The organism is Massilia alkalitolerans DSM 17462 (assembly GCF_000427785.1).
In the GTDB taxonomy this organism is placed as follows: Bacteria; Pseudomonadota; Gammaproteobacteria; order Burkholderiales; family Burkholderiaceae_D; genus Telluria; species Telluria alkalitolerans.
The window spans coordinates 50601-74773 of record NZ_ATYR01000026.1; the positions used below are offsets into that span (position 1 = coordinate 50601).

Sequence of the window (24173 nt, forward strand, 5' to 3'; positions counted from 1 at the left end):
TGCAAACGCCCCAGGCCGAGGCCCGGGGCAGTGTTGTTCTTATTTCGTCAGGATGAAGCCTTTGAGCTTCGAGAACGCGGTTTCCAGCAGTTCCTTCTGCTGCGCCACGTGCTTGTCGGCGTAGCCGACCGCAGGCGACGAGGAAGCCGGGCGGCCTGCGTAGGCGAGGCGCTGGCCGTCTTCCATGCTTTCGAAGATGTTGTGCTGGATCTGGAACCACGGACCCTGGTTCTGCGGCTCGTCCTGCACCCACACCACTTCGGTCGCGTTCGGGAACTTCTTCAGTTCGGCCACGAACGACTTGTGCGGGAACGGATACATCTGTTCGATACGAACGATGGCGACATCGCTGACGCCGCGGGTCTTGCGTGCGTTGACGAGGTCGTAGTAGACCTTGCCCGAGCAGACCTGCACGCGCTTGACCTTGGATGCGTCGATCTTCTCGTCGCATTCGCCGATGACGGTCTGGAAACCGCCCTTGGCCAGGTCGGTCAGCGGCGAGCCGGCGTCCTTGTTACGCAGCAGCGACTTCGGCGTGAAGATCACCAGCGGCTTGCGGAACTGGCGCACCATCTGGCGGCGCAGCAGGTGGAAGATCTGGGCGGCCGTGGTCGGCTGCACCACTTGCATGTTGTTGTCGGCGCACAGCTGCAGGAAGCGCTCGATACGCGCCGACGAGTGCTCCGGACCCTGGCCTTCATAGCCGTGCGGCAGCATCATGGTCAGGCCCGAGGCGCGGCCCCACTTCACTTCGCCCGAGGCGATGAACTGGTCGATGACGACCTGGGCGCCGTTGACGAAGTCGCCGAACTGGGCTTCCCAGATGGTGAGCGTGTTCGGTTCTGCGGTCGAGTAGCCGTACTCGAAGCCGAGCACCGCTTCTTCCGACAGCACCGAGTCGATCACGGTGAAGTTGGCCTGGTTGTCCGAGACGTTGGCCAGCGGCAGGTAGATGCCCTGGTCCCAGCGCTCGCGGTTCTGGTCGTGCAGCACGGCGTGGCGGTGCACGAAGGTGCCGCGGCCGGCGTCCTGGCCCGACAGGCGCACTGCATAGCCCGACGACACCAGCGAAGCGAAGGCCAGGTGCTCGCCCATGCCCCAGTCGAGGTTCATCTCGCCGCGGCCCATGGTGGCGCGGTCGTTCAGGACCTTCTCGACCAGCGAGTGTGGCTTGAAGCCTTCCGGCACCTTGGTGATGCGTTCGGCCAGGCGCTTCAGTTCGGCCAGCGGCACCGAGGTATCGCAGGCATCGGTCCACTTCTTGTTCAGGAACGGCGCCCAGTCGACGGCGTACTTGCCCTTGAAGTTGGTCAGCACCGGATCGTTGGTGTGCTTGCCGGCGTCCATCGCGGCACGGAATTCGGCGACCAGCTGGTCACCGGTTTCCGGCGGCACGGTGCCCTGCGCAGCCAGCTTCTCCGCGTACAGCTTGCGGGTGCCCGGGTGCTTGGCGATCTTCTTGTACATCAGCGGCTGGGTCAGGGCCGGCGTGTCCTGCTCGTTGTGGCCCAGCTTGCGGTAGCAGACGATGTCCACGACCACGTCCTTGCCGAACTCGGTGCGGTAGTCCATCGCGATCTGCGAGGCCAGCACGACCGCTTCCGGATCGTCGGCGTTCACGTGCAGCACCGGCGCCTCGATCATCTTGACGACGTCCGAGCAGTAGATGGTCGAACGGGCGTCGCGCGGGTCCGAGGTGGTGAAGCCGATCTGGTTGTTGATGACGATGTGGACGGTACCGCCGGTGCCGTAGCCCCGGGTCTGGGCCAGGTTCAGGGTTTCCATGACCACGCCCTGGCCGGCGAATGCCGCGTCGCCGTGCACCAGGATCGGCAGCACTTCCTTGCCCTTGCGGTCGCCGCGGCGTTCCATGCGTGCCTTGACCGAACCTTCGACGACCGGGTTGACGATTTCGAGGTGCGAGGGGTTGAAGGCCAGCGACAGGTGGACCGGGCCGCCCGGGGTCGAGATGTCGCTCGAGAAGCCCTGGTGGTATTTCACGTCGCCTGCCGGCAGGTCGTCGGCGTGCTTGCCTTCGAATTCTTCGAACAGGTCGGCCGGGCTCTTGCCCAGGGTGTTGACCAGCACGTTCAGGCGGCCGCGGTGGGCCATGCCGATGACGATTTCCTGCACGCCCTTTTCACCGGCGCGCTGGATGACTTCGTCGATCGAGGCGATGAAGGATTCGCCGCCTTCCAGCGAGAAGCGCTTGGCGCCGACGTACTTGGTGTGGAGGTAGCGCTCCAGGCCTTCGGCCGCGGTCAGGCGCTCGAGGATGTGCTTTTTCTTGTCGCCGGTGAAGGTCGGGGTCGAGCGGATCGACTCCAGGCGCTCCTGCAGCCAGCGCTTTTCGGTCGGATCGCTGATGTACATGAACTCGGCGCCGATCGAACGGCAGTAAGTGTCACGCAGCATGTTCAGGATGTCGCGCAGCGGCGCGGTTTCTTTCCCGAAGTAGGTATTGCTGATGTTGAAGACGGTGTCGAGGTCCGCTTCGGTGAAGCCATAGAAGGCCGGGTCGAGTTCCGGCAGCGGCGGACGTTCCTGGCGCTGCAGCGGGTCGAGGTTGGCCCAGCGCGAGCCGAGATAGCGGTAGGCGGCGATCAACTGGGTGACGGCCACGCGCTTGCGGCCCATTTCCGGGTCCGACGAGGCGCTGATGGTGCGGATCGGGCCCTGCTTCGCGCGTTCGGCGAACGAGGCGACGACCGAGGAGTGGACCACGTCCGGGCGGCTGGAGCCGTCCACTGCGGGCACGTGCTGCATCTGGTCAAAGTAAGCGCGCCAGTTTTCCGGGACCGAACCCGGATTGTTCAGGTACGCTTCGTACAACTCTTCCACGTACGGCGCATTACCGCCGAACAGGTACGAGTTCGCATTCTGTTGCTGCATCATTCTTGCTCACCTTTCTTCGCGCTTCGCGAGTATGGGGCGGGTTAATCTAACCTTCCGCGACACGGCCTGACCGGTTAGCGGATCGCACTTACTTCTCAAGTTGTGGGGGAAGGACGTATTCTGTGCACCAAGCAAGGCAACAGGTCTCCTGCTGCCTTTTAGCGCACAGTATTGTAACGCAAGCTTCCGGGCAAGGCAGAGCGTTCAACAAGAAATGTTTTATTTCTATTTGTAAAGCCACACGGAGCGGGTTGACCAGGTAAATGATAATCGTTATCATTTAATGATGAGCCCAACCGGACCGACCACTTCCGCATCCGCAGCACCCAAGGCCCTGCCCAGTGCGGGTCGCGCCGTTTATTTGAAGCAGCTGCACCAGTGGCACTGGATCAGCTCGGCCATCTGCCTGATGGCGATGCTGCTGTTCAGCTTTACCGGCCTGACCCTGAATAATGCCAGCCTGATCGAGGCCGAGCCCCGCGTCACCCGGCTGAAGGCGAGCCTGCCCGAGCCCCTGCGCGCCCAGCTCGCGACATTCGCCGCCGAGCATGCCGACGCCGAAGTGCCGCTGCCGAGCGAGATCGCGGACTGGGCCAACGCCGCCTTCCCGGTCGAGGTACGCGGCAAGCGCGCCGAGTGGAGCGAGGAAGACGCCTATCTGGCCCTGCCCCGCCCCGGCGGCGACGCCTGGCTGCGCATCGCCGCCGACGGCTCGGCCGAGTACGAGCGGACCGACCGCGGCTGGATCTCCTGGCTCAACGACATGCACAAGGGCCGCAACACGGGCCCCGTGTGGAGCTGGTTCATCGACATTTTCTCGGTCGCCTGCGTGGTGTTCTGCATCACCGGCTTCCTGATCCTGAAGTACCACGCGGCCAAGCGGCCGTCGACCTGGCCCGTGATCGGATTCGGCATCGTGCTGCCGATCGTGCTGGCCCTGCTGTTCGTTCATTGATGTATTTATAAGAGAAGACCAAGAATGAAACTGTCCCATTCGCTCCTCCTGAGCCTGCCGCTTGCATCGAGCTGGGCCGTGGGCGCCGAGCTGTCGGTCAAGTTCGAGCTGCCGCGCCTGAACGTGGCCGAATACCACAAGCCCTATGTCGCGATCTGGATCGAGCGCGCCGACCAGAGCGTGGCCTCGAACCTGGCCGTGCTGTACGACCTCAAGCTGAAGAACCGCGAAGGCGAGAAGTGGCTGAAGGACCTGCGCACCTGGTGGCGCAAGGCCGGCCGCGAAGCGACCATGCCGATCGACGGCGTGAGCGGCGCGACCCGCCCGCCGGGCGCCCACACCATGAAGTTCGACGGCGCGCGCCATGGCCTGGACAAGCTCCCGGCCGGCGACTACACGCTGGTGGTCGAGGCCTCGCGCGAATCCGGCGGGCGCGAAGTGGTCAAGCTGCCCTTCAACTGGGCCGGCAAGGGCAAGGTCGCGGCCAGCGCGGCGGGCAAGGACGAACTGGGCGCCGTGTCGCTCCAGATCCAATAACGCATCAAGAACAGGAGAACACCATGCAACAACCCCGCTTCACCAAAGCCGCCCTGCTCGGCCTGATCCTCGCCGGCATGTCCTTCACGGCCCAGGCGCACGACGCCTGGCTGCTGCCGAACAGCACCATGGTCGACGCCAAGGAAGCCTGGGTCACGCTCGACGCCGGCATCTCGAACCAGCTGTTCGAATTCAATCACGCCCCGCTGCGCCTGGACAACCTGACGATCACCGATCCGGACGGCGTCGCAACCAAGGCGCAGGGCGCGGTGCTGGGCAAGTACCGCAGCACGCTCGACCTGCGCCTGCCGAAGGACGGCACCTACCGCCTGTCCATCGTCAACAACAACGTGATGGGCAGCTACAAGCTGAACGGCGAGACCAAGCGCTTCCGCGGTCCGCAGGGCAGCCCGCAGGTGCAGGTGCCGGCCGGCGCCACCGAAGTGCAGACCACCAACGTGCACACCCGCCTGGAAACCTTCGTCTCGGCCAACAAGATGAACGAGACCGCCCTGAAGCCGAGCGGCGTCGGCCTCGAGCTGGTCCCGGTCACCCACCCGTCCGACCTGCGCGTCGGCGAGCCGATCCGCGTGCGCTTCCAGCTCGACGGCAAGCCGGTGGCCAGCATGCCGTTCAGCGTGGTGCCGGGCACCGCCAAGTACCGCGGCTCCTCGGGCGAACAGCGCCTGACTACCGACGCCAAGGGCGAAGCCAGCTTCACCGTGGCGGCGCCGAACATGTACTACCTGAGCGCCGCCGTGCCGCACGGCGAACGCGGCGCCCCGCAGCAGCCGGGCGCCAAGCGCTACACCTACGCGGCCACCTTCGAAGTGCTGCCGCAGTAAGGACGGCGGGCCGGCATGCAGAACCTGCGCAGCGTCCTCGTTCCCTTCGAGATCGACATGGCACTTCCTCCCGCGGGCAGCGTGCCGCGCAAGGCGGCGGGCCGTTCGATGGGCACCACCTGGTCGGCGCAGATGCTGGTCCCGCCCGGCGCGGGCCAGGGCCTGGAAGCCGCCCTGCAGCGCGAGCTGGACGAGATCGTCGCGCAGATGAGCCACTGGGAAGAAAGCTCCCTGCTCGCGCGCTACAACCGGGCGCCGGCCGGGAGCTGGCATGCGCTGCCGCCGCAGTTCTACGACGTCGCCGATCTTGCGCTGCAAGTCCATGAAGACACGGCAGGCGCCTACGACCCGGCCGCCGGAGCGCTGGTCAAGCTGTGGGGCTTCGGCCCGACCGGCCGCCATGACGGGGCCGGATTCCAGCTGCCCTCCCCCATCGAAGTCGCCAGCACCCTGGCGCGCCGGGCCAGGGCCGTCCCCCAGCTCGACCGCGCCGGGCGCCGCCTGCTGCAGCCGGGCGGCGCCGTCCTCGATTTCTCCTCGATCGCCAAGGGTTACGGCGTGGACCGCCTGGGCCTCTGCCTGGAGCGCCTCGGCGTGCGCCACTACCTGGTCGAAGTCGGCGGCGAGCTGCGCGGCGCCGGCATGAAGCCGGGCGGCGAGCCGTGGTGGGTCGAGATCGAAGGCGTGCCCGATGCGGCAGCAAGCCCGCACGCCATGGTGGCCCTGCACGGGCTGGCGGTCGCCACTTCGGGCGACTATCGCAGCTACTTCGAGCACGGCCGGCAGCGCGCCTCGCACACGATCGACCCGCGCAGCGGCCATCCGATCGCCAACGGCGTCGCTTCCTGCACGGTCGTGGCGGGCAGCTGCATGGTGGCCGACGCGCTCTCCACCGCGCTGACCGTGATGGGCGTCGATGCGGGACTGGCCTTTGCCGATGCGCGCGGCATCGCGGGGCGCTACCTGGTTCGCCACGAGGGCGGCCTGCGCGAACATACCAGCGCCGCCTGGCGCGAGCTGCTGCAATGATGCTCACCATCGATCCGGTACGCTGGGGCGGCGCCCTTGCCCTGTCGGGCGGCTACCTCGCGATGTGCTTCGCGATATGGCGCGCCCGCGCGAGCGCCCGCAAGACCACCGCCACGGGCGAGGCCGACTGGCTGGTGGTCCACGCCAGCCAGACCGGCAGCGCCGAATACCTGGCCGAACAGACCGCGGCCACCTTGAGGACGGGCGGCCTGTCGGCGCGCGCGGCCTGCATGTCGGCGCTCGACCCGGACACGCTGTCGAAGGCCGGCCGCATCCTGTTCGTCGCCAGCACCTATGGCGAGGGCGACGCCCCCGACAGCGCCGCGCGTTTCGCCGGCGTGACCATGGGTGCTGCGCCCGATCTGTCACACCTGCATTACGCGGTGCTGGCGCTGGGCGACAGCAGCTACACGAATTACTGCGGCTTCGGCCGTGCGTTGGACGACTGGCTGGCCGCGCACGGCGCCACGGCGCTGTTCGAACGCATCGACGTCGACCGCGGCAACCCCGCCGCGCTGGCCGCATGGCAGCACCACATCGGCCGCCTGGCCGGCACCAGCGACGCACCGGACTGGGAAGCCCCGAGCTACGGCGAGTGGCGCATCGCAGGGCGCGAGCTCGCCAATCCGGGCAGCGCCGGCGCCCCACTGTACCGCATCGCACTGATCCCGGTCGACGCCGCGCTGCCGGCGTGGGAAGCCGGCGACCTGGCCCAGGTCAGCGCTCCGGCTGACCCGGAACATCCGCGTGAATACTCGATTGCGTCCCTGCCTTCCGAAGGCCGGCTGGAACTACTGGTGCGCCTGCAGCGGCGCGAGGACGGCAGCCTGGGCGCGGCATCGGGCTGGCTGTGCGAGACGGCTTCGCCGGACGAGGTGATCCGCCTGCGCATCCGCGCGCATGCGCGCTTCCGCCTGAACGGCAATGCCGCACGCCCCCTGATTGCGATCGGCAACGGCAGCGGGCTGGCCGGGCTGCGGGCGCTGCTCAAGTCGCGCGTCGATGACGGGAAAGGCGACAACTGGCTGCTGTTCGGCGAACGCAATGCTGCCCACGACTTCCTGTGCCGCGACGAGCTGCAGGGATGGCTGGCGTCAGGCGGCCTGGCCCGGCTCGACCTCGCCTTCTCGCGCGATCAGGCGGCGCCGCGCTATGTGCAGCACCTGGTGCGCGAGCATGCGCAAACGCTGCGCAGCTGGGTCGACCAGGGAGCGGCGATCTACGTGTGCGGCAGCCTGCAGGGAATGGCGGGCGGCGTGCACGAGGCGCTGACGGAAGTCTTGGGCGTGGAGATGCTGGATGCGCTCACGGCCGAAGGACGCTACCGCAGGGATGTTTATTAAGTAGGGTGGGCAAGTTTCTTGCCCACGCGGCGATACGTAGTGCCTCCGCTTTCGTGCCGGATGATCTTGCTGCCGTCTACCACCGCGTGGGCGGGCAAACCCGCCCACGCTACGATTTACTTCTGGTTCTTGTGGCTCTGCGAGCCAGCCTTGGCGTGCTGCTCGGGCGAGCCGCCGCGGGTGTTGCCGCCGCTTGCCTGATTGCTGCCACGACCGCCACCACTTTGCTGGTTGCCGCCCTGGCCGCCACTCTGCTGGCCGCCACCGCCGCCGTGGCTCATCGAGCCGGCACGGCGTGCTTCTTCCGAGGTGAATTCGTGGGCATTACCCGATGCGTGCGCAGCACGCCCGCCTTCGCTGGCGATCTCGCGCTGGCGTTGCGGATCCATCGAGGCGAAACCGCGGTTGCTGGTGTCGCCGCTCTGCTGGTTGCCGCCCTGCTTGCCTTTGTTGCCGCCTTGGTTATTCGATGCCATAGTTACCTCCTGTTCATCGTTTAAAGCATCAGCCGGAAGTGGCTGAGACAGATCCATCCTAACCACGGCGAGCGCGGCAGACCACCCAAAACCGGCAACAGTCTTGTAGGACCAGACCTTGCCAGCTCTGGCGTCTTATCTGTCAGACTAAGAGAAATGGCTTTTGTGGTTTTGCCATCACTAGAATAGGATGATCGTTCGCCACCTTTTATTGAGAATAAAAAATCTCTTTCATGTAGTCCGACACTGACTCGCCATTGTGAAATTTTCCATCGGTCACCGCCTATTCTTCTCGGTCCTGCTTGCCATCCTCGCGGTGGCGGCCAGCGCCGTTTACCTGCTGCGCCAGAACGTGCTGGCGAGTTTCGGCGACTACGCCGTCGGCATCGAACTCGACCGCCTGGGCGAACTGTCGGACAGCCTGGCGACACGCTACCGGGCCCAGGGCGGCTGGCAATTCCTGCCCGCTGGCGATGCACGGCACGGCTGGATTGCGCAGGAACTGGTGCGCCTGCAGGACCAACGCGAGCGCCGGGCTCTGGCCGTACCGCCGGCGCCCGAGTTGCCGGCGGCTCCCTTGCCACCGGCAGCGCCGGAACGCGCCAGCGCCCCGGCCGCGCCGGTGGACGGCGCCGTTCCGCCTGCGCCACCGGCTCCGCCCGCTCCTCCCGCGCCACCGGCGCTGCCCCTGGCTCCGCCACACCTGGACGCGCCGCGTGCCGATGGCGTCACCTACGACCTGCACCAGCGCGTCACCCTGCTCGACGCGAAGGGCGCCTACCTGGCTGGGCGCGTGCCCGGCGATCTTCCGCTGGTCGACCGTGCCATCGAGGTCGGCGGCCGCACGATTGGCTACCTTGGCGTGCTGCCCAGCCAGCGGCCGAGCGATGCGATGGCCTTCGCCTTCCTGGAACAGCTGCGCAGCAGCCTGTGGCCGATCGTCGCCGCGGCCGTCGCCCTGAGCGCGCTTGCCGCCGTGCTGCTGGCGCGCCACTTCCGCCAGCCGATCGAACGCCTGGCCGAGGGCGCCGGCGCGCTGGCCGGCGGCCGCTACGGGGTACGCCTGCCAAGCACCCGCAGCGACGAACTGGGCGAGCTGGCGCGCCACTTCAACGCCCTGGCGCAGCAGCTGGAAAGCGCGGAAGGAGCGCGCCGCCAGTGGGTGGCCGATACCTCGCACGAGCTGCGCACCCCGCTGGCCGTGCTGCGCGCCCAGCTCGAGGCCCTGCAGGACGGCGTGCGCAGCGCCACGCCCGAGACCGTCGAGTCCATGCTGCGCCAGGTGCTGGCCCTGAACAAGCTGATCGACGAGCTGTATGCGCTGGCGCGCGCCGACATTGGGGCGCTCGACTGCAAGCCGGTCCCGCTCGACCTGTGGGAGCTCGCCAGCGCCCATGCGCAAGGCTTCGCCGCGCGCCTGCAGGCGGCCGGGCTGGCCTTCGAGCCGGGCGCCGCCCCTGCGCGCAGCCGCGTGCTGGCCGACCCGGACCGCCTGCGCCAGGTGCTGGACAACCTGTTCGAGAACAGCCTGCGGTATACGGCTGCGGGCGGGCGCATCGCGCTCCATGCGCATGCCGACGCCAGCTGCCTGCACCTCGTCATCGACGACAGCGCCCCCGGCGTGCCGGACGATGCCCTGGCGCGCCTGGCCGAACGCTTCTACCGCGTCGACGCCTCGCGCAGCCGGGCCCATGGCGGCGCCGGGCTCGGCCTGGCGCTCTGCCGGCGCCTGCTCGAAGCCCAGGGCGGCAGCCTGGCCTTCGCCCACTCGCCGCTCGGCGGCCTGCGCGTGACGCTGTCCCTGCCGCTGGCGCGAGGCGCCGCATGAGCCAGTCCATCATGATCGTGGAAGACGAACCCGAACTGGCCGCGCTGGTCGCCGACTACGCGCGCGCTTCCGGCTATGCGCCGCAGGTCTTCGGGGACGGCCGCGAGGCACTGGCCGCGATCCGCGCGCACCCGCCCGCCCTGGTCGTGCTCGACCTGATGCTGCCGGGCCTCGACGGCCTGTCGCTGTGCCGCACGCTGCGCGCGTCGGGCGACCTGCCGGTGATCATGGTAACCGCGCGGGTCGAGGAGATCGACCGCCTGCTCGGCCTGGAAGCCGGCGCCGACGACTACCTGTGCAAGCCCTTCAGCCCGCGCGAACTGATGGCCCGCATCAAGGCCATCCTGCGCCGCGCGGGCCCGGCAGAACCCCGGCGCGTGCTGGCCATCGACGAGGGCGCGCGCCGCATCGCGATCCACGGCCGGCAGCTCGACCTGACCCCGACCGAATTCGCGATCCTGGCGGCGCTGGCGCGGCGCCCGGGGCAGGTGTTCTCGCGCGCCCAGCTGCTCGATGCCGCCCGTGCCGACAGCCTGGACGCCACCGACCGCGCCATCGACAGCCACATCAAGAACCTGCGGCGCAAGATCGAGGCCGCCGCGCCGGGGCTGGAAGCGATCCGCTCGATCTACGGGCTCGGCTACCGCTGCGACCTCTAGCTCGGCGCTCCATCATTTCTCCACATTTGGCATGCAGGATGCAACCATGGCCCGCCGCATGGCGCGGGCCGCTGCCAAGGGAGACCATCATGCATACGAAAAACAAGGCGATTGCCGCCATCGCCCTGCTGGGCTTGCTCACCGGCGGCGCCCAGGCGGGCGTCCACGTTCATTACAAGTGCGAGTCGACCGCGAAGGGAAAATGCCCGCCGCCGCCGGCCCCGCCCACCCCGCCTGCGCCCCCGGCTCCTCCTGCCCCGCCGGCGCCGCCCGAGCTCCCGGACGAGCGGGTCACCGGCATCGCCCCGCCGGCCCTGCCGTCCATGCCCGCGATGCCCGCGATCCCGGCCCCGCCGGCGCCGCCGCCGCCGCCGCCGCCCCTGCCCGAGGTGCCGGAAGCCGCCCACGCCGCCTGCGCCGGCAAGGCCGTGGGCACCCGCATCAAGCACGTGCTGCGGCCAGGCGAGACCATGACCGGCGTGTGCATCAGGGAAAATGGCAAGAACATATTCGACCTGCGGGAATATCGGCTCCACGATCGATAGCAATCGAATGGCGGACAGCGGGTCTAGATCATTTACCGTTCTTCCAGATTGATGCAGAACTAACCGTGGCTAATTCTGCTACTGAATTCCTGCTTCGCTGGGGCCGGTTTCGCCTCGCGCTTACGTGCGAGGCCAGCGCCTTCCCCTCGGCAGGCAGAAGCGGTGAAACTCACCGCCATGTTCTTCAGATTAATAGCCGCGTTCACGTCTCGATCATGTGATGTCCCACAAATCGAACAGCTCCACTTCCGAGTGAACAAGTCAAGCGTTTCCAGCCTATGTCCGCAACAGGAGCACAATTTGCTGCTCGGAAACCAACGATCCGCCAGCACCAAATGACCACCACGCCAAGCCGCCTTGTACTCAAGCTGACGGCGCAACTCACGAAAACCCATATCGGCGATGGCGCGCGCCAAACGCCCATTGGCTAACATGCCCTTGACGCACAGGTCTTCGATGCCGATCGTGTAGAAACGGCGTGTGATACTTGTGCTGAGTTGATGCAAGCTGTTACGACGAACATTCGCGATCTTGGCGTACAGTCTGGCCAGTTTCAGCCTTGCCTTGGTCCTGTTGCGCGAACCTATTACCTTGCGAGCCAAAGCGCGTGACAGGCGGCGCAAGCGCTTAAGCAATGTATTCATCGCTTTAGGGCCAAGGAACTTCTCGCCTGTCGATAATGTCGCCAGTGTCTTGATGCCCAGGTCCACTCCCACCGCATCTTGGCTTTCGGAAGGTGGCAACGGTGGACTCTCGGCCTCGACGGTAATGCTGACGTACCACTGGTCTGCAACGCGTGAGATCGAGGCCGATATTATCCGGCCTGTAAAACGCAAGGCTTCGCGCATCCGCACCCATCCCAGCTTCGGGATGCGAATACGTCGCTGCTCAACACTGAACTGGTCATTACTTAGACTAAACCGATCGTCTTGACCTTTCTTCCGAAATACCGGGTACTCGGCACGCTTAGCGAAGAAATTTTCGAATGCACGTCCTAGCTGCATAATGGCTATCTGAGGTGCATTTTTCGTCACCTCGAGCATCCAAGGAAAGGTGTTGCGCTTGATTGCATTGAGCTTGCGCCGCAAGGCCGCCTCGGAAGGCTTAGGTAGTGACGGGTCAAGCTTGCATGCTTCGTACTGTTTTGTCCATTCGGCCAGCGCCCAGTTGTACGCAAATCGCGCAGTCCCGGCCGCACGTGCCAAGTACGAAGCCTGCACATTATTTGGTACGAGCCGGATGAGGTGCGCTGCAAACACGATGCGTCTCCCTAGCGTTTCTGCCACCGCTCGGCCTTGATTAGCGCGAGTCTGCGTTTGGAATAACGCTACGGTAGTAAACTAGTCGAGTAACCAGAAACCTTGATAGTACCAACGAGGGGAAAGTTCCTTCATGTTGAGTCAGACCGTGTAGAGTTGAGCAAGTTTTATTTTTGTTTAAGCTATGAGCACTCCCGACGATCCCGCCAAGCCGACCCCGTCCGAACTGGAAATGCTGCGCCTGCTGTGGCAGCTCGGCCCCGCCACTGCCCGCCAGGTGCACGAAGCCGCGCTCGCAACGCGGCCCGACATGGCCTATGCCAATGTGCTGCGGCTGCTGCAGATGATGCACGCCAAGGGTCTTCTGACCCGCGACGAGAGCGCGCGCGCCCACGTGTACGCGCCGGCCCAGCCGCAGGACCGGCACCAGGCCGGCCTGATCAAGGACCTGATCCACAAGGCCTTCTCCGGCTCGGGCAAGGAGCTGGTGCTGGCCGCGCTGCGTGGCCACGTCAGCAAGAAGGAACGCGAGGAAATCCAGCAGATCCTGAACGGCGAGACCGGGCGCAAGGAATGAGCACGCCGTCGCCGCGTCCGGTTCCACCGGTGCAGCCCGAACTCGAGGACTGCTGCCGCAGCGGCTGCGTGCCCTGTGTCTTCGACCTCTACGAGGAAGCATTGGCACGCTACGAGCGGGAACTTGCCGCATGGGAAGCTGCCACGCAATCGCCGTCGCCGCCGGCCTCCTGAGCGGCCTGCGGTAGCGCACGCTTGAAAATCAAGACCTTAACGTTTTGATTACAATGAACCCATCGGTGTTGTGCATGGAGACGATATGTTCGACATGGATCTTCCTTGGTGGGAATTCATCGTACGCGGGCTTGCCGTGTACATCTTTCTGCTAATTATGGTGCGCCTGTCCGGCCGCCGCACGGTCGGACAGTTCACGCCCTTCGACCTGCTGGTCATCATGCTGCTGTCCGAAGCCGTGTCCAACTCGCTGAATGCGGGCGACCAATCGCTGGTCGGCGGCCTGATCGCGGCAGCCACGCTGGTCGCCATCAATTCCTCGGTCGCCCTGTTCAGCTCGCGCAGCCCGCGCTTCGAAAAACTGGTCGACGGCAGCGCCGTCCTGATCGGACGCGACGGGGTGTTCTTCGACAAGGTGGTGCGCAATTGCCGCCTGTCCGAATCCGACATCGAGGAAGCCCTGCGCGAGCACGACTGCCCGCGCCCGGAAATGAAATGCGCCTTCCTGGAAGCCGACGGCGAAATCACCATCCTGCGCAAGCCTCACTGAGGGGCCGGCCCGCTTGCGAACGCGAGGGGAAGCGCCATGTGCATCGGGTCGGCTCTGCCAGGATCACAGCCCAGGATCAATCGGGTGCACGATCCGCATTCGCGATGGCGGCAGTACCGAGCACTTGCACCTGCGCGGTATCCGACGCCGCCGTTGTCAGGGTGAACACCATCTTTCTCCCGGCCTTCGGCACGCCCCACTCGTAGGCAAGCGTATGCGTCGGTCCGCTCGCCGTCCTGGCGTGATCGTCTGCCGTTCGCTTGCCGATCAATGGTGCTGGAGCCGTGCCAACGCGTTCCACGAACAGCTTTTCAGCGGCCTTCGTATCCGCCCGGCGTGCGTACACGGCACACAGGTTCTTCTGATGGGGCAAGGCGAGCACAAAAGTGCCGTGCTTGTCGGGTACGGACCACGCATCGCCGCTCCTCCCCGACAGGAAATGCCGCGCCTGCTCCGGCGCAAGCTTGGGTACCTGCTTCAGCTTCTCGCGCAAGGCGTCCAGATTCGTCAGGTGTTTCATGCAGAGCGACGTGTAGATCTCTGCAAATGATCTGGCCTGGTCCGCGGGCCCGCCTGCATTGCTGGTGAATGGCAGTGCTGCGAGTATGAAAACGGCAGCAAAGCGCTTGCCCATGCCTTGTTCCATGTCGACTTGTCAGTTGTAAGAACGAAGCCGTCAAGTATAGCCAGCCGGGCTCGCTACAAATCCTCGCTTTCCCACCATTGATGCAAGGCAGCACCTGAAGCATCTTTCTTTCATGCCTATGCCCAAGGTACTTTTATCCCCGGTACGGTGTGGACGGTGCGGAATTGATGCGCTACTTTTTTCAGCAGTACACCCATCCGGGTGTGCTGTCTGGATTCTTTCCTGATCAGGAGGACTGCCATGAAAAAAGTACTGAGCGCACTTGCGCTCGCGGCGTCAACGCTGGCGCTCGCACCGGCGGCCCAGGCTGCCGACATCTACCGCGCCGTGTCCAGCGGCCCGGCCGAGTCGCCGCCCAACGGGTCGCCCGGTTCGAGCATCGCCACCCTCGAGATCGACGGCTCGCTGCTGCGGGCCGAAGTACCGTTCAGCGACCTGGTGGCCGGGACGACCGTCGCCCACATCCACTGCTGCACCACCGAAGCCTTCACCGGCGTCGCGCCGCCGGCGATCTCGCTGGTGGATTTCCCGATGATGGTCACGGCCGGCGAATACACCCACACCTTCGACCTGGGCGAGGCGGCGGTCTGGGAGCCGGCCTTCCTGGCCCAGTTCGGCGGCACCCCGTCCTCGGCCGGTTCGGCGCTGCTCGCGGCGATGAACGCCAACCAGGCCTACCTCAACATCCACACGGCCGAGTATCCGAACGGCGAGATCCGTGGCTTCGTGGTGGCGGCGCCGATTCCGGAACCGGCGACCTGGGGGATGCTGGGCATCGGCCTGGCCGGACTGGCGCTGATGGCGCGCCGCCGGCCCAGCGCGATCAGGTAAGCGCCGCGCCCTCGCGCGTAGCCAGCAACTGGCTCCAGGCCGGTATCGCCGCCTGCCAGAAGGCGTGCAGCGATGCCGGCCGGTCGAGGGGCAGGCCGAGGAAACGCGCGGCTTGCAAGAGTGCGTCCACTGCGGCCGCCTCGTCGCCCGGCGCCACGGCCAGCGCGCCGGTCTGCTTCGACAGCTTTTCGCCGTTCTCGTTGCGCACCACGGGCACGTGCAGGTAGCGCGGGGTCGGCACCCCGAGCACGCGCTGCAGGAAGATCTGGCGCGGCGTGGAGTCGAGCAGGTCGGCGCCGCGCACGACGTCGGTGACGCCCTGCTCGGCATCGTCCACCACCACCGCCAGCTGGTAGGCCCAGAAACCGTCGGCGCGCTTCAGGACGAAGTCGCCCGATTCCCCGCTGAGCCGCTGCGTGACCTCGCCGGCGAAACGGTCCGTGAAGCTGACGACGTCGTAGCCCGGTTCCGGCACGCGCAGGCGCAGGCTGCGCATGCTGCGTCCCTCCGCCAGCCCATAGCGGCAGGTGCCGGGATAGATCGCGGCGCCGTCCGGCGCGAAGCCGAGGCGCGAATCGGCGATCTCGCGCCGGTTGCAGCCGCAGGGGTAGGTGTGCAGGACGATGCGCTCGGCGGCGGCCTGGTACAGGTGCTTGCGGCGGCTCTGCCAGACGACTTCGCCGTCGGCGTGCATGCCCAGCAGCTCCAGCAAGGCCAGGATGCCCTCGGCCGCGCCGGGCACGCAGCGGCCCTCGTCGATGTCCTCGATGCGCACCAGCCAGGTGCCGTGGTGGGCACGGGCGTCGAGGTAGCTGGCCAGGGCCGCGACCAGCGAACCGGCGTGCAGCGGGCCGGTGGGCGATGGGGCGAAACGGCCGATGTAGGGTGGATTCAGTAGCGACATCCGCAGATGATAACCGCACGGGGATGGCCGTGCGGCCTCCCCTTACTTGGCGGCCTGCTTTCCCTCTTTCTCGTGCTCGGCGATCAGCGCCGTCACCTGTCCCGCCACCTCGTTCGGCACCGCCATCGACAGCTGGTAATGCACGATCTCGAAGCCCTTGGCCGTCTTGCGGATCACGCCACTGGCCATGCACGGGCCCATGTTCGGGGTGTCGAGCAGCTCGTCGAACCAGATCAGCGACTTGTCGCCCGAGGCATACACATTGCGGCGCGTGGCCTTGAAACTCCAGGCCGACTTGCGCTCGAAATACTGCTTGGCCCAGGTCTTGAAGGCGTCGCGCTTCCACAGCTCGGTGCGGTCGGTGCCGATGTAGACGCCGTCCGGGGCGATCTTGTCGAAATAGGCCATGCGCGCATTAGCGGCGTCGTCATGCCATGCGTCGACGAAGGCATTGACCTGCTTGGTGAGCTGGGCGTCGGTCTCGGCACGGGCGATGCCGATCAGGCCCAGGAACAGGAAGGCGGCGGCGAGGAATCGTTTCATGGTCTCTTTCGTTGGCAGTGAACGCGCCAACGATAATCCAAAGATGCGCATTTGCCAACGTTTCCAGGCAGCGTCACTGCCGGAAGCTCCTCTTTAACGCGATCTTAACGCCCGCAACGCTACGCTGAGCCCGCTCTACTCCACTAGAATAAGCGCATGCGCATCCTCATCGTCGAAGACCACCCCGACATCCTCGCCAACCTGTACGGTTTCCTGGAGCCGAAGGGCCACCAGCTCGATTCCGCCCGCAACGGCTACGGCGGGCTGGCGCTCGCCTCCGAGAACGATTACGACGTGATCGTCCTCGACGTCATGCTGCCCGGCCTGAACGGGCTGGAGCTGTGCCAGAAGCTGCGCACGGAGCTCGGCAAGGCCACGCCGGTGCTGATGCTGACCGCGCGCGACAGCCTGCCCGACAAGGTGGCCGGCTTCGACAGCGGCGCCGACGACTACCTGGTCAAGCCTTTCTCGCTGGTGGAGCTCGAAGTGCGCCTGAAGGCCCTGGTGCGCCGCTCGTGCGCCGCCCATGCGGTGCACGCGACCATGCGCTTCGGCGAGCTGAGCTTCGATCCCGACACGCAGGAAGCCGCGCGCGCCGGCGTGCCGGTGCAGCTGACCCGGACCGGCTACACGCTGCTGCGCTGCCTGCTCGCCGGCGCGCCGCGCATCGTCACCCGCGAGACCCTGGAGCAGGCCGTGTGGGGCGAGGACCGGCCCGACAGCGACGCCCTGCGCACCCACATCCATGCGCTGCGCCAGGCGATCGACAAGCCCTTCGCCACGCCGATGCTGCAGACCGTGGCCGGCGTCGGCTACAAGCTGGTGCAGGGCGATCCCCAGGGCGGCCCGCAGCGCGATGCGCCCCGCTGATTCCCTGAAACGGCGCATCGTCGTCGCCTTCGTCCTGTTCGGCCTCGGCGCCTCATGCTTCTTCGCGGTCATCGCCGCGATCGCGGTGGAGGGCATCGAAGTGCAGCTGGTCGACAAGCGCCTGGAAGCGGCCGTGGCCTGGGCCGCCCCGCGCCAGGCGGCCGGCCTGGACGTCGACATGCCGGCCGGCCTGCGCTTTCATCGCAACGAAGCGATTCCCGCTCCCTTGCGCGGACTATCCGACGGCGTGCACAAGGTCGACGTCGGCGCCATCCGCCTGCACGTGCTGGCCGGGCAGGACGCGCGCGGCAGCTGGGTGCTGGTCGACCACGAAAGCGACTACGACAAGATCGAGCTGGTGGTGTACTCCATGTTCGCCGCCGTGTTCATCGTCTTCGTGCTGCTGGCTTTGCTGCTCGGCGGCTTTTTCGGCGCCCGCGTGGTCACCCCGATCCACGCGCTGGCGCAGTCGGCGCGCCGCGGCGAGGCGCCGCCGGAACTCACCGCACGCAAGGACGAACTGGGCGTGCTGGCGCGCGCGCTGGAGGCCCACACCGCCGAACTGCGCGCCTTCCTCGACCGCGAACGCTACTTCACCGGCGACGTCAGCCACGAACTGCGCAGTCCGCTCACCGTGATCATGGGCGCCAGCGAGATCCTGATGCAGGAAGCCGCGCCCGCCGTGCGCGCCCCGGCCGAGCGCATCTACCGCGCGGCGCGCGAGGCGGCCGAATCGGTCACCGTGCTGCTGCTGCTGGCGCGCGCACCCGAGCTCGGCACGCTGGCGCCGGTCGACGTGCACGCCGTGGCCGAGGACGAAGTCGAGAAATACCGCGTGCTGGTGGCCGGCAAGCCGGTTGCGCTGCGTTTTCTCGACGGCCCGGCACTCGCCGTGCGCGCCCCGCGCGAACTGGTCGCGGCCGCCATCGGCAACCTGGTGCGCAACGCCTGCCAGTACACCGACCGGGGCGAGGTGGTGGTGCGCCTGCTGCCGGGCCGGGTGGTGGTCGAGGACACCGGTCCCGGCCTGCCGCCCGCCGTGGTGGCCACCTTCGGCAGCGGCGGCGCGCCCTCGAGCGGATCGGGCGGCACCGGGCTGGGGCTGGCGCTGGCCCGGCGCATCTGCGATTTTCTCGGCGCCGGCTTCGCCTACGAAGAACGCCAAGAGGGCGGCAGCCGCTTCACGATCAGCTTTCCCGCCGCCTGAGCCCGGAGGTTCACGCAGCCTTAACGCCCGCTTGAGCCGCGATTCACGGCGCGCCTCGTATCCTGCAAGCATGACGTGGCCATCCCGGCCGCGCGGTTCGAATGCAATACGAAGTGCACAACACACCTCCCCGGCGCATCAGCGCCAACCTGCTCGTCTTCGGCGTCGCCGTGCTGCTGGCCAGCGCCGCCAACATCAATTTCTGGTCGAATTTCATCCACGCCGTCGGCGGCTTCTCGCTGGCGCGGCTGCCGCTGCTGGCCGGCAGCTTCGCGATCGTCGTGCTGCTGTTCTACGCCCTCCTGACCCCGTTCAGCTTCCGCTACGTCGCCAAGCCGGCCCTGGTAGCCTGCATCCTCACTGCCTCGGCCTCGGCCTGGTTCATCAACGAGTACGGGGTCGTGATCGACAAGTCCATCATCCAGAGCGTGTTCGAAACCGACCCGCGCGAAGCCGGCGAGCTGCTGTGCTGGCGCCTGGCGGCCTTCGTCATGCTGACCGGGGGCCTGCCCGCGCTGCTGGTGGCGCGGGCGCAGCTGGCCTTTCCGCGCGGCCTGCGCGGCATCGGCCGGCGCCTCGGCCTCGGCGCGGCGGCGCTCGCCGCGGCCGCGCTGCTTCTGGTCCTGCTGTTCAAGACCCTGGCGCCAGTGGTGCGCGAGCACCGCGAGCTGCGCTACCTGCTCACGCCCACCAACGTGGTGCAAGCGCTGAACGGCTACCTGCGCAACCGCTGGAGCAAGCAGGTGCCGCTGCAGGCGATCGGCCGCGACGCGGCCAAGGGCAGCCGCTGGGCCGGCCAGGCGCGCCGCACGGTCACCGTGATCGTGGTCGGCGAGACCGCCCGCGCGGCCAATTTCTCGCTCAACGGCTATGCGCGCCAGACCAATCCGCGGCTGGCGCGCGAAGAGGGCCTGATCAACTTTGCACGGGTCGAGTCCTGCGGCACCGCGACCGCGGTGTCGGTGCCCTGCGTGTTCTCGGCGCTGCCGCGCGAGCGCTATGACGACAGCGTCGCCAAACACCAGGAGGGCCTGCTCGACGTGCTGTCGCATGCCGGTTTCCGCGTGCTCTGGCGCGACAACAATTCCGGCTGCAAGGGCGTGTGCGAGCGCGTCGAATTCGTCGACGTGGCAACGCCGGCGCCCGGCAAATCCCACTGCGCCGGAGCAGAATGCTACGACGGAGGCCTGCTCGAGGGCCTGCCGGAGCTGATCCGCCAGCCAGGCAAGGACCTCGTCATCGTCCTGCACCAGAAGGGCAGCCACGGGCCGGAGTATGCCAGGCGCTATCCGGCCGGCTTCGGCCGCTTCGGGCCGGTGTGCCAGACCAGCGAGTTCGAAAGCTGCACCCGCGATTCCATCGTCGCGGCCTACGACAACACCATCCTCTACACCGACAGCTTCCTGGCCCAGACCATCGACCTGCTGCGCCAGGCCGCGCAGGATGCCGACGTCGACACCTCGATGCTGTACTTTTCCGACCACGGCGAGTCGCTCGGCGAAGGCAATATGTACCTGCACGGCGCTCCCTGGCTGTTCGCGCCGAAGGAACAGACCCATGTGCCGATGATGCTGTGGATGTCGGAGGGCTTCAGCCAGCGCTTCCGCATCGACCGCGCCTGCCTGCAGGCGCGCCGCGACCAGCCGCTCTCGCACGACAACGTGTTCCACTCCGTGCTCGGCATGCTGAATGTCGAGACCGCCGTCCTGAATCCGAAACTCGACCTGTTCCATGCCTGCATCCGCAATTGAGGGGGCGGAGCAGCAGCACGCGGGAGCCTTGCTGGAGATGCGCAGCTGTCGGCGGCTTGGCGCGGTGCTGGTCCTGGTGGCGCCGCTGATCGGCGCACTGGGGCAATGGACCGACGTCGACCTGGTCCTGGCGGACTGGCTGTACAGCCGCGCCACAGCCAGCTTCCCATGGCGCGACGCATGGCTCACCGCGACCTTTGGCCACGAGATACTCAAGGGGGGACTGGCGCTGCTGGCGGCATGCTTCGTGGCGCTGGCGATCGCCGATGCGCTCCGGCCGCAGGCGCCGCTGGAGCGGCCCCTGGCACGACTGCGCCTGCGCGTGATCGCCTGCTCCGCCGTGCTGGTGCCGCTCGCGACCAGCCTGCTCAAGCAGGCCAGCAGCGCCCACTGTCCCTGGGACCTGGCGCGCTACGGCGGCAACGAGCCCTATGTGCGCCTGTTCGATGCGCTGCCGGCGGGTGTCCTGCCCGGCCATTGCATGCCGGCCGGCCACGCGTCGAGCGCGCTGTGGCTGGTGTCGCTGGCGGTGTTGTGGTTGCCGGGGCCGGGCCGCGGGGCATGGCGCGCCGCTTGCCTGGCGCTGGCGCCGGGGCTGGTGCTGGGCTGGATGCAGCAGATGCGCGGCGCCCACTTCCTCACCCATACGCTGTGGTCGGTCTGGATCGCCTGCGCCATCGTGCTGGCCCTGGTGGTGGTGCTGCAGCCTAGCGGTGGTACTGTCCGTCGCGCTCCGGCTGGTACTCGATGCCGCGCACGCTGAGCTCGAACAGGGCGCCGTCGGGACGCTCCCAGCTGATGGAGTCGCCCACCTTCAGGCCCAGCAGGGCGGTGCCGACCGGGGTCAGGATCGACAGCTGATCGGGATTGCCGGCCATGTCTTTCGGATACGTCAGCGTCATGATCACTTCTTCCTCGGCGCCGTCGAAGGAGAAGCGCACGCGCGAGTTCATGGTGACGACGTCGGGCGGCATTTCCCAGGGCTCGGCGAGCGCGGCGCGGCCCAGTTCATCGAGCAGCGCGTCGCGCGCAGCAAGTTGGGCGGCCGGAACGGCGTCCAGCATGCGGTCGAGGCGGTCCATGTCCAGCCATGAGACGAGGATGGTCGGTTTCATTGTGTACTCCTGTGCTTGCCCGCGGCGTGGCGGGCGGATATCGATGTGATGTGAGGTGCCGGCCACGGAAATGGCGGGCTGGGCGGATCGGGGCGGCTCGGGAGGACGGAGAAGCGCGTGCAGGGGTCCTCACCGAGCCCGGACGAGCCAGGCGAGGTTGCGGGACGACTGCTGCACCGCTCGGGAAACGGCGGCACAGTCACGCTCGACGGACGCGGCAAAGCCCCTGCCCTGCTGGCAGGCGCTATTGCGCGGCGATGTAAAGCGTGGTGGGTTCATGGGCATGTGAATATCGTACAGGGGCCAGTATAGCCCTTGTGGGGGATTCGTCAACGCCATGCGTGAAACCCACCCCGCTGGATCATATCGACAAGGGCATCTTCGTTATCAGCTTGTCGAGCGTGATCGGATACTCGCGCACCCGCACCCCGGTCGCGTTGTACACCGCATTGGCCACCGCCGCCGCCACGCCGCAGATGCCCAGCTCGGCGATGCCCTTGGCCTTCATGGGCGAGGACATCGGATCGACCTCGTCCAGGAAGATCACCTCCTGGTGCGGGATGTCGGCGTGCACCGGCACCTCGTAGCCGGCCAGGTCGTGGTTGACGAAGTAGCCGAGCCGCTTGTCGACGGCCAGTTCCTCCATCAGCGCCGCCCCGGCGCCCATCGTCATCGCGCCGATCACCTGGCTGCGCGCCGTCTTCGGATTCAGAATGCGCCCGGCCGCGCACACCGCCAGCATGCGGCGGATGCGCACTTCGCAGGTCACCGCATCGACACCCACCTCGACGAAGTGCGCGCCGAAGGTGGACAGCTGGTAGCGCTTGTCGATGTCGCCGTATTCGATCAGGTCTTCGCCGACCAGCTCGCGCCCGGCCACCGCCTCGGACAGCGGCAGGCTGCGCTCGCCCATGCGCACCAGGCCGTCGGCGAAGATGGCGCGCTCCGGCTCGAAGCCAGCCTGGCGCGCCACCGCCTCGCGCAGCTTGAGACAGGCCGCGTACACGCCCGCCGTCGAGTTGTGCCCGCCCCACTGGCCGCCCGAGCCGCAGGATGCCGGCAGGCTGGAGTCGCCCAGCCGCACCCGCACCCGTTCCAGCGGCACGCCCATCATCTCGCTGGCCGTCTGCGCGATGATGGTATAGCTGCCGGTGCCGATGTCGGTCATGTCGGTTTCCACCGTCAGCATGCCGCGCCGGTCCAGGCGCACCCGCGCCGCTGACTTGGTGAGCAGGCTGTCGCGGAAGGCGCCCGCCACGCCCATGCCCACCAGCCAGCGCCCCTCGCGCAGCGTGCCGGGTTTCGTCGCCCTGTGCTCCCAGCCGAAGCGCTGGGCCCCGGTCTGCAGGCACTGGACGAACTGGCGCTTGGAGAACGGCGGATTCGCAATGTGCTTTTCCTTCTCCGGCTTCTTCGACTGCGGGTCGCTGGAGGTCGGCTTCTCGGGATTGTCCGGCACCACCTGGGTGTCGTTCAGGATGCGGAACTGCACCGGGTCCATGCCCAGCTTTTCCGCCATCTCGTCCATCGCGATCTCGAGCGCCGCCATGCCCGGCGCCTCGCCCGGCGCGCGCATCGCGTTCGCTTCCGGCAGGTCCATCGCGGCTACGCGGTTGGAGGTCATGCGGTGTTCGCCCGCGTACAGCGAGCGGGTTTGCGTGGCCGCGTTCTCCGGCGACCCGTCCTTGAGGTTGCCGGACCAGCTTTCGTGGCCGATGGCGGTGATTTTTCCTTCGCGGGTGGCGCCGATGCGGATGCGCTGCACCGTCGCCGAGCGGTGCGTGGTGTTGTTCGGGATCAGCGCGCGCTGCAGGGGAACGCGCACCGGGCGGCGCGCGGCCTTCGCACCCAGCGCCGCCAGCACCACGTCGGCGCGCAGGAACAGCTTGGAGCCGAAGCCGCCGCCGACGTAGGGCGACAGCACGCGTACCTTGTCCTTCGGGATGCCGAGGGTCTTGGCCAGGTCGCCCTTGGCCCAGGCGATCATCTGGTTCGAGGTCCACACGGTGAGCTGGTCGCCGTCCCAGGCGGCCACGCTGGCGTGCGGCTCCATCATCATGTGCGATTCGTGGGCGGTATGGTACTCGGCGTCGAGTTTCACCGGGCTCGAGGCAAAGGCGCCGGTGAAGTTGCCGATCCTGGTCTCGGCGGCTTCCGACTTCGGCGCGATGGCCTTGTTCTGCACCGCCCGCAGGTCGAAGTCGCCCTTGTCGCGCTCGTACTTGATGCGCACCAGCGAAGCGGCGTCGCGCGCCTGCTCGAAGGTCTCGGCCACCACCAGCGCCACGGCCTGGTGGTAGTGCTCGACGCGCGGTCCGCCCAGCAGCATGGCGGTGTTGAAGTTGCCCTTGGTGAGCTTGCCGGCGTTCTGGGCGGTGACGATGGCGATCACGCCCGGCGCGGCCTTGGCCGCCGACAGGTCGATCGAGACGATCCGTCCGGTCGGGATCGCGGAGCCGATCACGTAACCGTGCGCCTGGTTGGGCACCACGTCGTGGCGGTCGAGCGCGTAAGGCGCGGTGCCGGTGGTCTTGAGCGGGCCGTCGATGCGGTCGACCGGCTGGCCCACCACCTTGAGCTGGTCGATCGGGTTAGTGGTGGCTGGTTCGTTGAATTTCATGGCTGTCCCTTTTGC

General features: G+C 67.2%; 24 protein-coding genes. 16 read left to right on the top strand and 8 right to left on the bottom strand.

Annotated elements, in window-relative coordinates; genetic code table 11:
• Positions 1 to 39: 39 nt before the first annotated feature.
• Positions 40 to 2895 (bottom strand): 2-oxoglutarate dehydrogenase E1 component, encoded by a 2856-nt coding sequence (locus YWC_RS0121010; RefSeq protein WP_027867164.1) that lies wholly within the window; start codon positions 2893 to 2895, stop codon positions 40 to 42.
• Positions 2896 to 3181: 286 nt separating this feature from the next.
• Between YWC_RS0121010 and YWC_RS0121015 the strand changes: the two genes are divergently transcribed.
• Genes YWC_RS0121015 through YWC_RS0121035 form a run of 5 tightly spaced genes read left to right on the top strand, consistent with a single transcriptional unit; the run spans position 3182 to position 7604 of the window.
• Complete coding sequence (locus YWC_RS0121015; RefSeq protein ID WP_027867165.1) at positions 3182 to 3850, top strand: PepSY-associated TM helix domain-containing protein; 669 nt, start codon at positions 3182 to 3184, stop codon at positions 3848 to 3850.
• A 24-nt stretch (positions 3851 to 3874) separates the two neighbouring features.
• Positions 3875 to 4387 (top strand): DUF2271 domain-containing protein, encoded by a 513-nt coding sequence (locus YWC_RS0121020; RefSeq protein WP_027867166.1) that lies wholly within the window; start codon positions 3875 to 3877, stop codon positions 4385 to 4387.
• A 23-nt stretch (positions 4388 to 4410) separates the two neighbouring features.
• Complete coding sequence (locus tag YWC_RS0121025; RefSeq protein WP_027867167.1) at positions 4411 to 5232, top strand: DUF4198 domain-containing protein; 822 nt, start codon at positions 4411 to 4413, stop codon at positions 5230 to 5232.
• A gap of 15 nt (positions 5233 to 5247) precedes the next feature.
• Positions 5248 to 6261: an FAD:protein FMN transferase gene (locus YWC_RS0121030; protein ID WP_036215292.1), complete on the top strand. Its 1014-nt coding sequence runs from the start codon at positions 5248 to 5250 to the stop codon at positions 6259 to 6261.
• Complete coding sequence (locus YWC_RS0121035) at positions 6258 to 7604, top strand: sulfite reductase subunit alpha (protein WP_027867169.1); 1347 nt, start codon at positions 6258 to 6260, stop codon at positions 7602 to 7604. The genes YWC_RS0121030 and YWC_RS0121035 overlap by 4 nt, the downstream gene beginning before the upstream one ends.
• A gap of 116 nt (positions 7605 to 7720) precedes the next feature.
• Here the strand turns inward: YWC_RS0121035 and YWC_RS0121040 are convergent, their stop codons facing one another.
• A complete protein-coding gene (locus YWC_RS0121040) occupies positions 7721 to 8080 on the bottom strand; it encodes a KGG domain-containing protein (protein ID WP_027867170.1) in 360 nt (119 codons plus the stop codon).
• 259 nt (positions 8081 to 8339) lie between these two features.
• On the opposite strand from YWC_RS0121040, the gene YWC_RS30205 reads away from it, so the two are divergent.
• The 3 genes from YWC_RS30205 (at position 8340) to YWC_RS33600 (ending at position 11112) form a co-directional block, all read left to right on the top strand.
• Positions 8340 to 9908 (top strand): ATP-binding protein, encoded by a 1569-nt coding sequence (locus tag YWC_RS30205; protein WP_051306630.1) that lies wholly within the window; start codon positions 8340 to 8342, stop codon positions 9906 to 9908.
• A complete protein-coding gene (locus YWC_RS0121050; RefSeq protein WP_027867171.1) occupies positions 9905 to 10567 on the top strand; it encodes a response regulator in 663 nt (220 codons plus the stop codon). Before YWC_RS30205 ends, YWC_RS0121050 begins: the two co-directional genes overlap by 4 nt.
• Before the next feature lie 89 nt (positions 10568 to 10656).
• Positions 10657 to 11112, top strand: coding sequence for a hypothetical protein (locus tag YWC_RS33600; protein ID WP_027867172.1), 456 nt, complete (start codon positions 10657 to 10659; stop codon positions 11110 to 11112).
• Positions 11113 to 11171: 59 nt separating this feature from the next.
• Here the strand turns inward: YWC_RS33600 and YWC_RS0121060 are convergent, their stop codons facing one another.
• Positions 11172 to 12371 carry an RNA-guided endonuclease InsQ/TnpB family protein gene (locus YWC_RS0121060; protein WP_036215315.1) on the bottom strand — a complete coding sequence of 400 codons (1200 nt, stop codon included), beginning with the start codon at positions 12369 to 12371 and terminating at the stop codon, positions 11172 to 11174.
• Positions 12372 to 12555: 184 nt separating this feature from the next.
• Here YWC_RS0121060 and YWC_RS0121065 point away from each other — a divergent pair, with 184 nt between their 5' ends.
• From YWC_RS0121065 to YWC_RS0121070, 3 genes are all read left to right on the top strand, one after another.
• Positions 12556 to 12948 (top strand): BlaI/MecI/CopY family transcriptional regulator, encoded by a 393-nt coding sequence (locus tag YWC_RS0121065; protein ID WP_027867174.1) that lies wholly within the window; start codon positions 12556 to 12558, stop codon positions 12946 to 12948.
• Positions 12945 to 13121, top strand: a complete 177-nt coding sequence (locus YWC_RS32235) for an oxidoreductase-like domain-containing protein (RefSeq protein WP_084416514.1) — start codon at positions 12945 to 12947, stop codon at positions 13119 to 13121. Before YWC_RS0121065 ends, YWC_RS32235 begins: the two co-directional genes overlap by 4 nt.
• Before the next feature lie 85 nt (positions 13122 to 13206).
• Entirely contained in the window at positions 13207 to 13671 is a 465-nt protein-coding gene (locus tag YWC_RS0121070) for a DUF421 domain-containing protein (protein WP_027867175.1), read from the top strand.
• Between the two features lie 76 nt (positions 13672 to 13747).
• Here YWC_RS0121070 and YWC_RS0121075 read toward each other — a convergent pair whose 3' ends face one another.
• Positions 13748 to 14317, bottom strand: a complete 570-nt coding sequence (locus YWC_RS0121075; protein ID WP_036215295.1) for an NMCC_0638 family (lipo)protein — start codon at positions 14315 to 14317, stop codon at positions 13748 to 13750.
• A gap of 240 nt (positions 14318 to 14557) precedes the next feature.
• On the opposite strand from YWC_RS0121075, the gene YWC_RS0121080 reads away from it, so the two are divergent.
• Positions 14558 to 15148 (top strand): CHRD domain-containing protein, encoded by a 591-nt coding sequence (locus tag YWC_RS0121080; protein ID WP_027867177.1) that lies wholly within the window; start codon positions 14558 to 14560, stop codon positions 15146 to 15148.
• Here YWC_RS0121080 and gluQRS read toward each other — a convergent pair.
• Complete coding sequence (gene gluQRS / locus YWC_RS0121085; protein WP_036215298.1) at positions 15141 to 16052, bottom strand: tRNA glutamyl-Q(34) synthetase GluQRS; 912 nt, start codon at positions 16050 to 16052, stop codon at positions 15141 to 15143. The two genes, YWC_RS0121080 and gluQRS, sit on opposite strands and share 8 nt — an antisense overlap.
• A gap of 42 nt (positions 16053 to 16094) precedes the next feature.
• Positions 16095 to 16595 (bottom strand): nuclear transport factor 2 family protein, encoded by a 501-nt coding sequence (locus YWC_RS0121090; protein ID WP_027867179.1) that lies wholly within the window; start codon positions 16593 to 16595, stop codon positions 16095 to 16097.
• A 156-nt stretch (positions 16596 to 16751) separates the two neighbouring features.
• Between YWC_RS0121090 and YWC_RS0121095 the strand changes: the two genes are divergently transcribed.
• From YWC_RS0121095 to YWC_RS30210, 4 genes are all read left to right on the top strand, one after another.
• Complete coding sequence (locus YWC_RS0121095) at positions 16752 to 17465, top strand: response regulator transcription factor (RefSeq protein ID WP_027867180.1); 714 nt, start codon at positions 16752 to 16754, stop codon at positions 17463 to 17465.
• The gene (locus tag YWC_RS0121100) at positions 17452 to 18672 is read left to right on the top strand and encodes a sensor histidine kinase (protein ID WP_027867181.1); all 1221 of its coding nucleotides are present in this window, start codon (positions 17452 to 17454) and stop codon (positions 18670 to 18672) included. Before YWC_RS0121095 ends, YWC_RS0121100 begins: the two co-directional genes overlap by 14 nt.
• A gap of 101 nt (positions 18673 to 18773) precedes the next feature.
• Positions 18774 to 20423: a phosphoethanolamine transferase gene (locus YWC_RS0121105; protein ID WP_084416515.1), complete on the top strand. Its 1650-nt coding sequence runs from the start codon at positions 18774 to 18776 to the stop codon at positions 20421 to 20423.
• Positions 20404 to 21186 carry a phosphatase PAP2 family protein gene (locus YWC_RS30210; RefSeq protein WP_229413153.1) on the top strand — a complete coding sequence of 261 codons (783 nt, stop codon included), beginning with the start codon at positions 20404 to 20406 and terminating at the stop codon, positions 21184 to 21186. The genes YWC_RS0121105 and YWC_RS30210 overlap by 20 nt, the downstream gene beginning before the upstream one ends.
• On the opposite strand, the gene rnk is transcribed toward YWC_RS30210, so the two are convergent.
• Both rnk and paoC read right to left on the bottom strand, forming a co-directional pair.
• Positions 21131 to 21538: a nucleoside diphosphate kinase regulator gene (rnk, locus tag YWC_RS0121115; RefSeq protein WP_027867183.1), complete on the bottom strand. Its 408-nt coding sequence runs from the start codon at positions 21536 to 21538 to the stop codon at positions 21131 to 21133. The two genes, YWC_RS30210 and rnk, sit on opposite strands and share 56 nt — an antisense overlap.
• A 361-nt stretch (positions 21539 to 21899) precedes the next feature.
• Positions 21900 to 24158 carry an aldehyde oxidoreductase molybdenum-binding subunit PaoC gene (gene paoC / locus YWC_RS0121120; protein ID WP_027867184.1) on the bottom strand — a complete coding sequence of 753 codons (2259 nt, stop codon included), beginning with the start codon at positions 24156 to 24158 and terminating at the stop codon, positions 21900 to 21902.
• Between the last annotated feature and the right edge of the window lie 15 nt (positions 24159 to 24173).

Bases quoted from the DNA above. Each gene is read 5' to 3' on its own strand.
- YWC_RS0121010 (WP_027867164.1), bottom strand. From the start codon at position 2,895: ATGATGCAGCAACAGAATGCGAACTCGTACCTGTTCGGCGGTAATGCG.
- YWC_RS0121015 (WP_027867165.1), top strand. From the start codon at position 3,182: ATGAGCCCAACCGGACCGACCACTTCCGCATCCGCAGCACCCAAGGCC.
- YWC_RS0121020 (WP_027867166.1), top strand. From the start codon at position 3,875: ATGAAACTGTCCCATTCGCTCCTCCTGAGCCTGCCGCTTGCATCGAGC.
- YWC_RS0121025 (WP_027867167.1), top strand. From the start codon at position 4,411: ATGCAACAACCCCGCTTCACCAAAGCCGCCCTGCTCGGCCTGATCCTC.
- YWC_RS0121030 (WP_036215292.1), top strand. From the start codon at position 5,248: ATGCAGAACCTGCGCAGCGTCCTCGTTCCCTTCGAGATCGACATGGCA.
- YWC_RS0121035 (WP_027867169.1), top strand. From the start codon at position 6,258: ATGATGCTCACCATCGATCCGGTACGCTGGGGCGGCGCCCTTGCCCTG.
- YWC_RS0121040 (WP_027867170.1), bottom strand. From the start codon at position 8,080: ATGGCATCGAATAACCAAGGCGGCAACAAAGGCAAGCAGGGCGGCAAC.
- YWC_RS0121050 (WP_027867171.1), top strand. From the start codon at position 9,905: ATGAGCCAGTCCATCATGATCGTGGAAGACGAACCCGAACTGGCCGCG.
- YWC_RS33600 (WP_027867172.1), top strand. From the start codon at position 10,657: ATGCATACGAAAAACAAGGCGATTGCCGCCATCGCCCTGCTGGGCTTG.
- YWC_RS0121065 (WP_027867174.1), top strand. From the start codon at position 12,556: ATGAGCACTCCCGACGATCCCGCCAAGCCGACCCCGTCCGAACTGGAA.
- YWC_RS32235 (WP_084416514.1), top strand. From the start codon at position 12,945: ATGAGCACGCCGTCGCCGCGTCCGGTTCCACCGGTGCAGCCCGAACTC.
- YWC_RS0121070 (WP_027867175.1), top strand. From the start codon at position 13,207: ATGTTCGACATGGATCTTCCTTGGTGGGAATTCATCGTACGCGGGCTT.
- YWC_RS0121075 (WP_036215295.1), bottom strand. From the start codon at position 14,317: ATGGAACAAGGCATGGGCAAGCGCTTTGCTGCCGTTTTCATACTCGCA.
- YWC_RS0121080 (WP_027867177.1), top strand. From the start codon at position 14,558: ATGAAAAAAGTACTGAGCGCACTTGCGCTCGCGGCGTCAACGCTGGCG.
- gluQRS (WP_036215298.1), bottom strand. From the start codon at position 16,052: ATGTCGCTACTGAATCCACCCTACATCGGCCGTTTCGCCCCATCGCCC.
- YWC_RS0121090 (WP_027867179.1), bottom strand. From the start codon at position 16,595: ATGAAACGATTCCTCGCCGCCGCCTTCCTGTTCCTGGGCCTGATCGGC.
- YWC_RS0121095 (WP_027867180.1), top strand. From the start codon at position 16,752: ATGCGCATCCTCATCGTCGAAGACCACCCCGACATCCTCGCCAACCTG.
- YWC_RS0121100 (WP_027867181.1), top strand. From the start codon at position 17,452: ATGCGCCCCGCTGATTCCCTGAAACGGCGCATCGTCGTCGCCTTCGTC.
- YWC_RS0121105 (WP_084416515.1), top strand. From the start codon at position 18,774: ATGCAATACGAAGTGCACAACACACCTCCCCGGCGCATCAGCGCCAAC.
- YWC_RS30210 (WP_229413153.1), top strand. From the start codon at position 20,404: ATGCCTGCATCCGCAATTGAGGGGGCGGAGCAGCAGCACGCGGGAGCC.
- rnk (WP_027867183.1), bottom strand. From the start codon at position 21,538: ATGAAACCGACCATCCTCGTCTCATGGCTGGACATGGACCGCCTCGAC.
- paoC (WP_027867184.1), bottom strand. From the start codon at position 24,158: ATGAAATTCAACGAACCAGCCACCACTAACCCGATCGACCAGCTCAAG.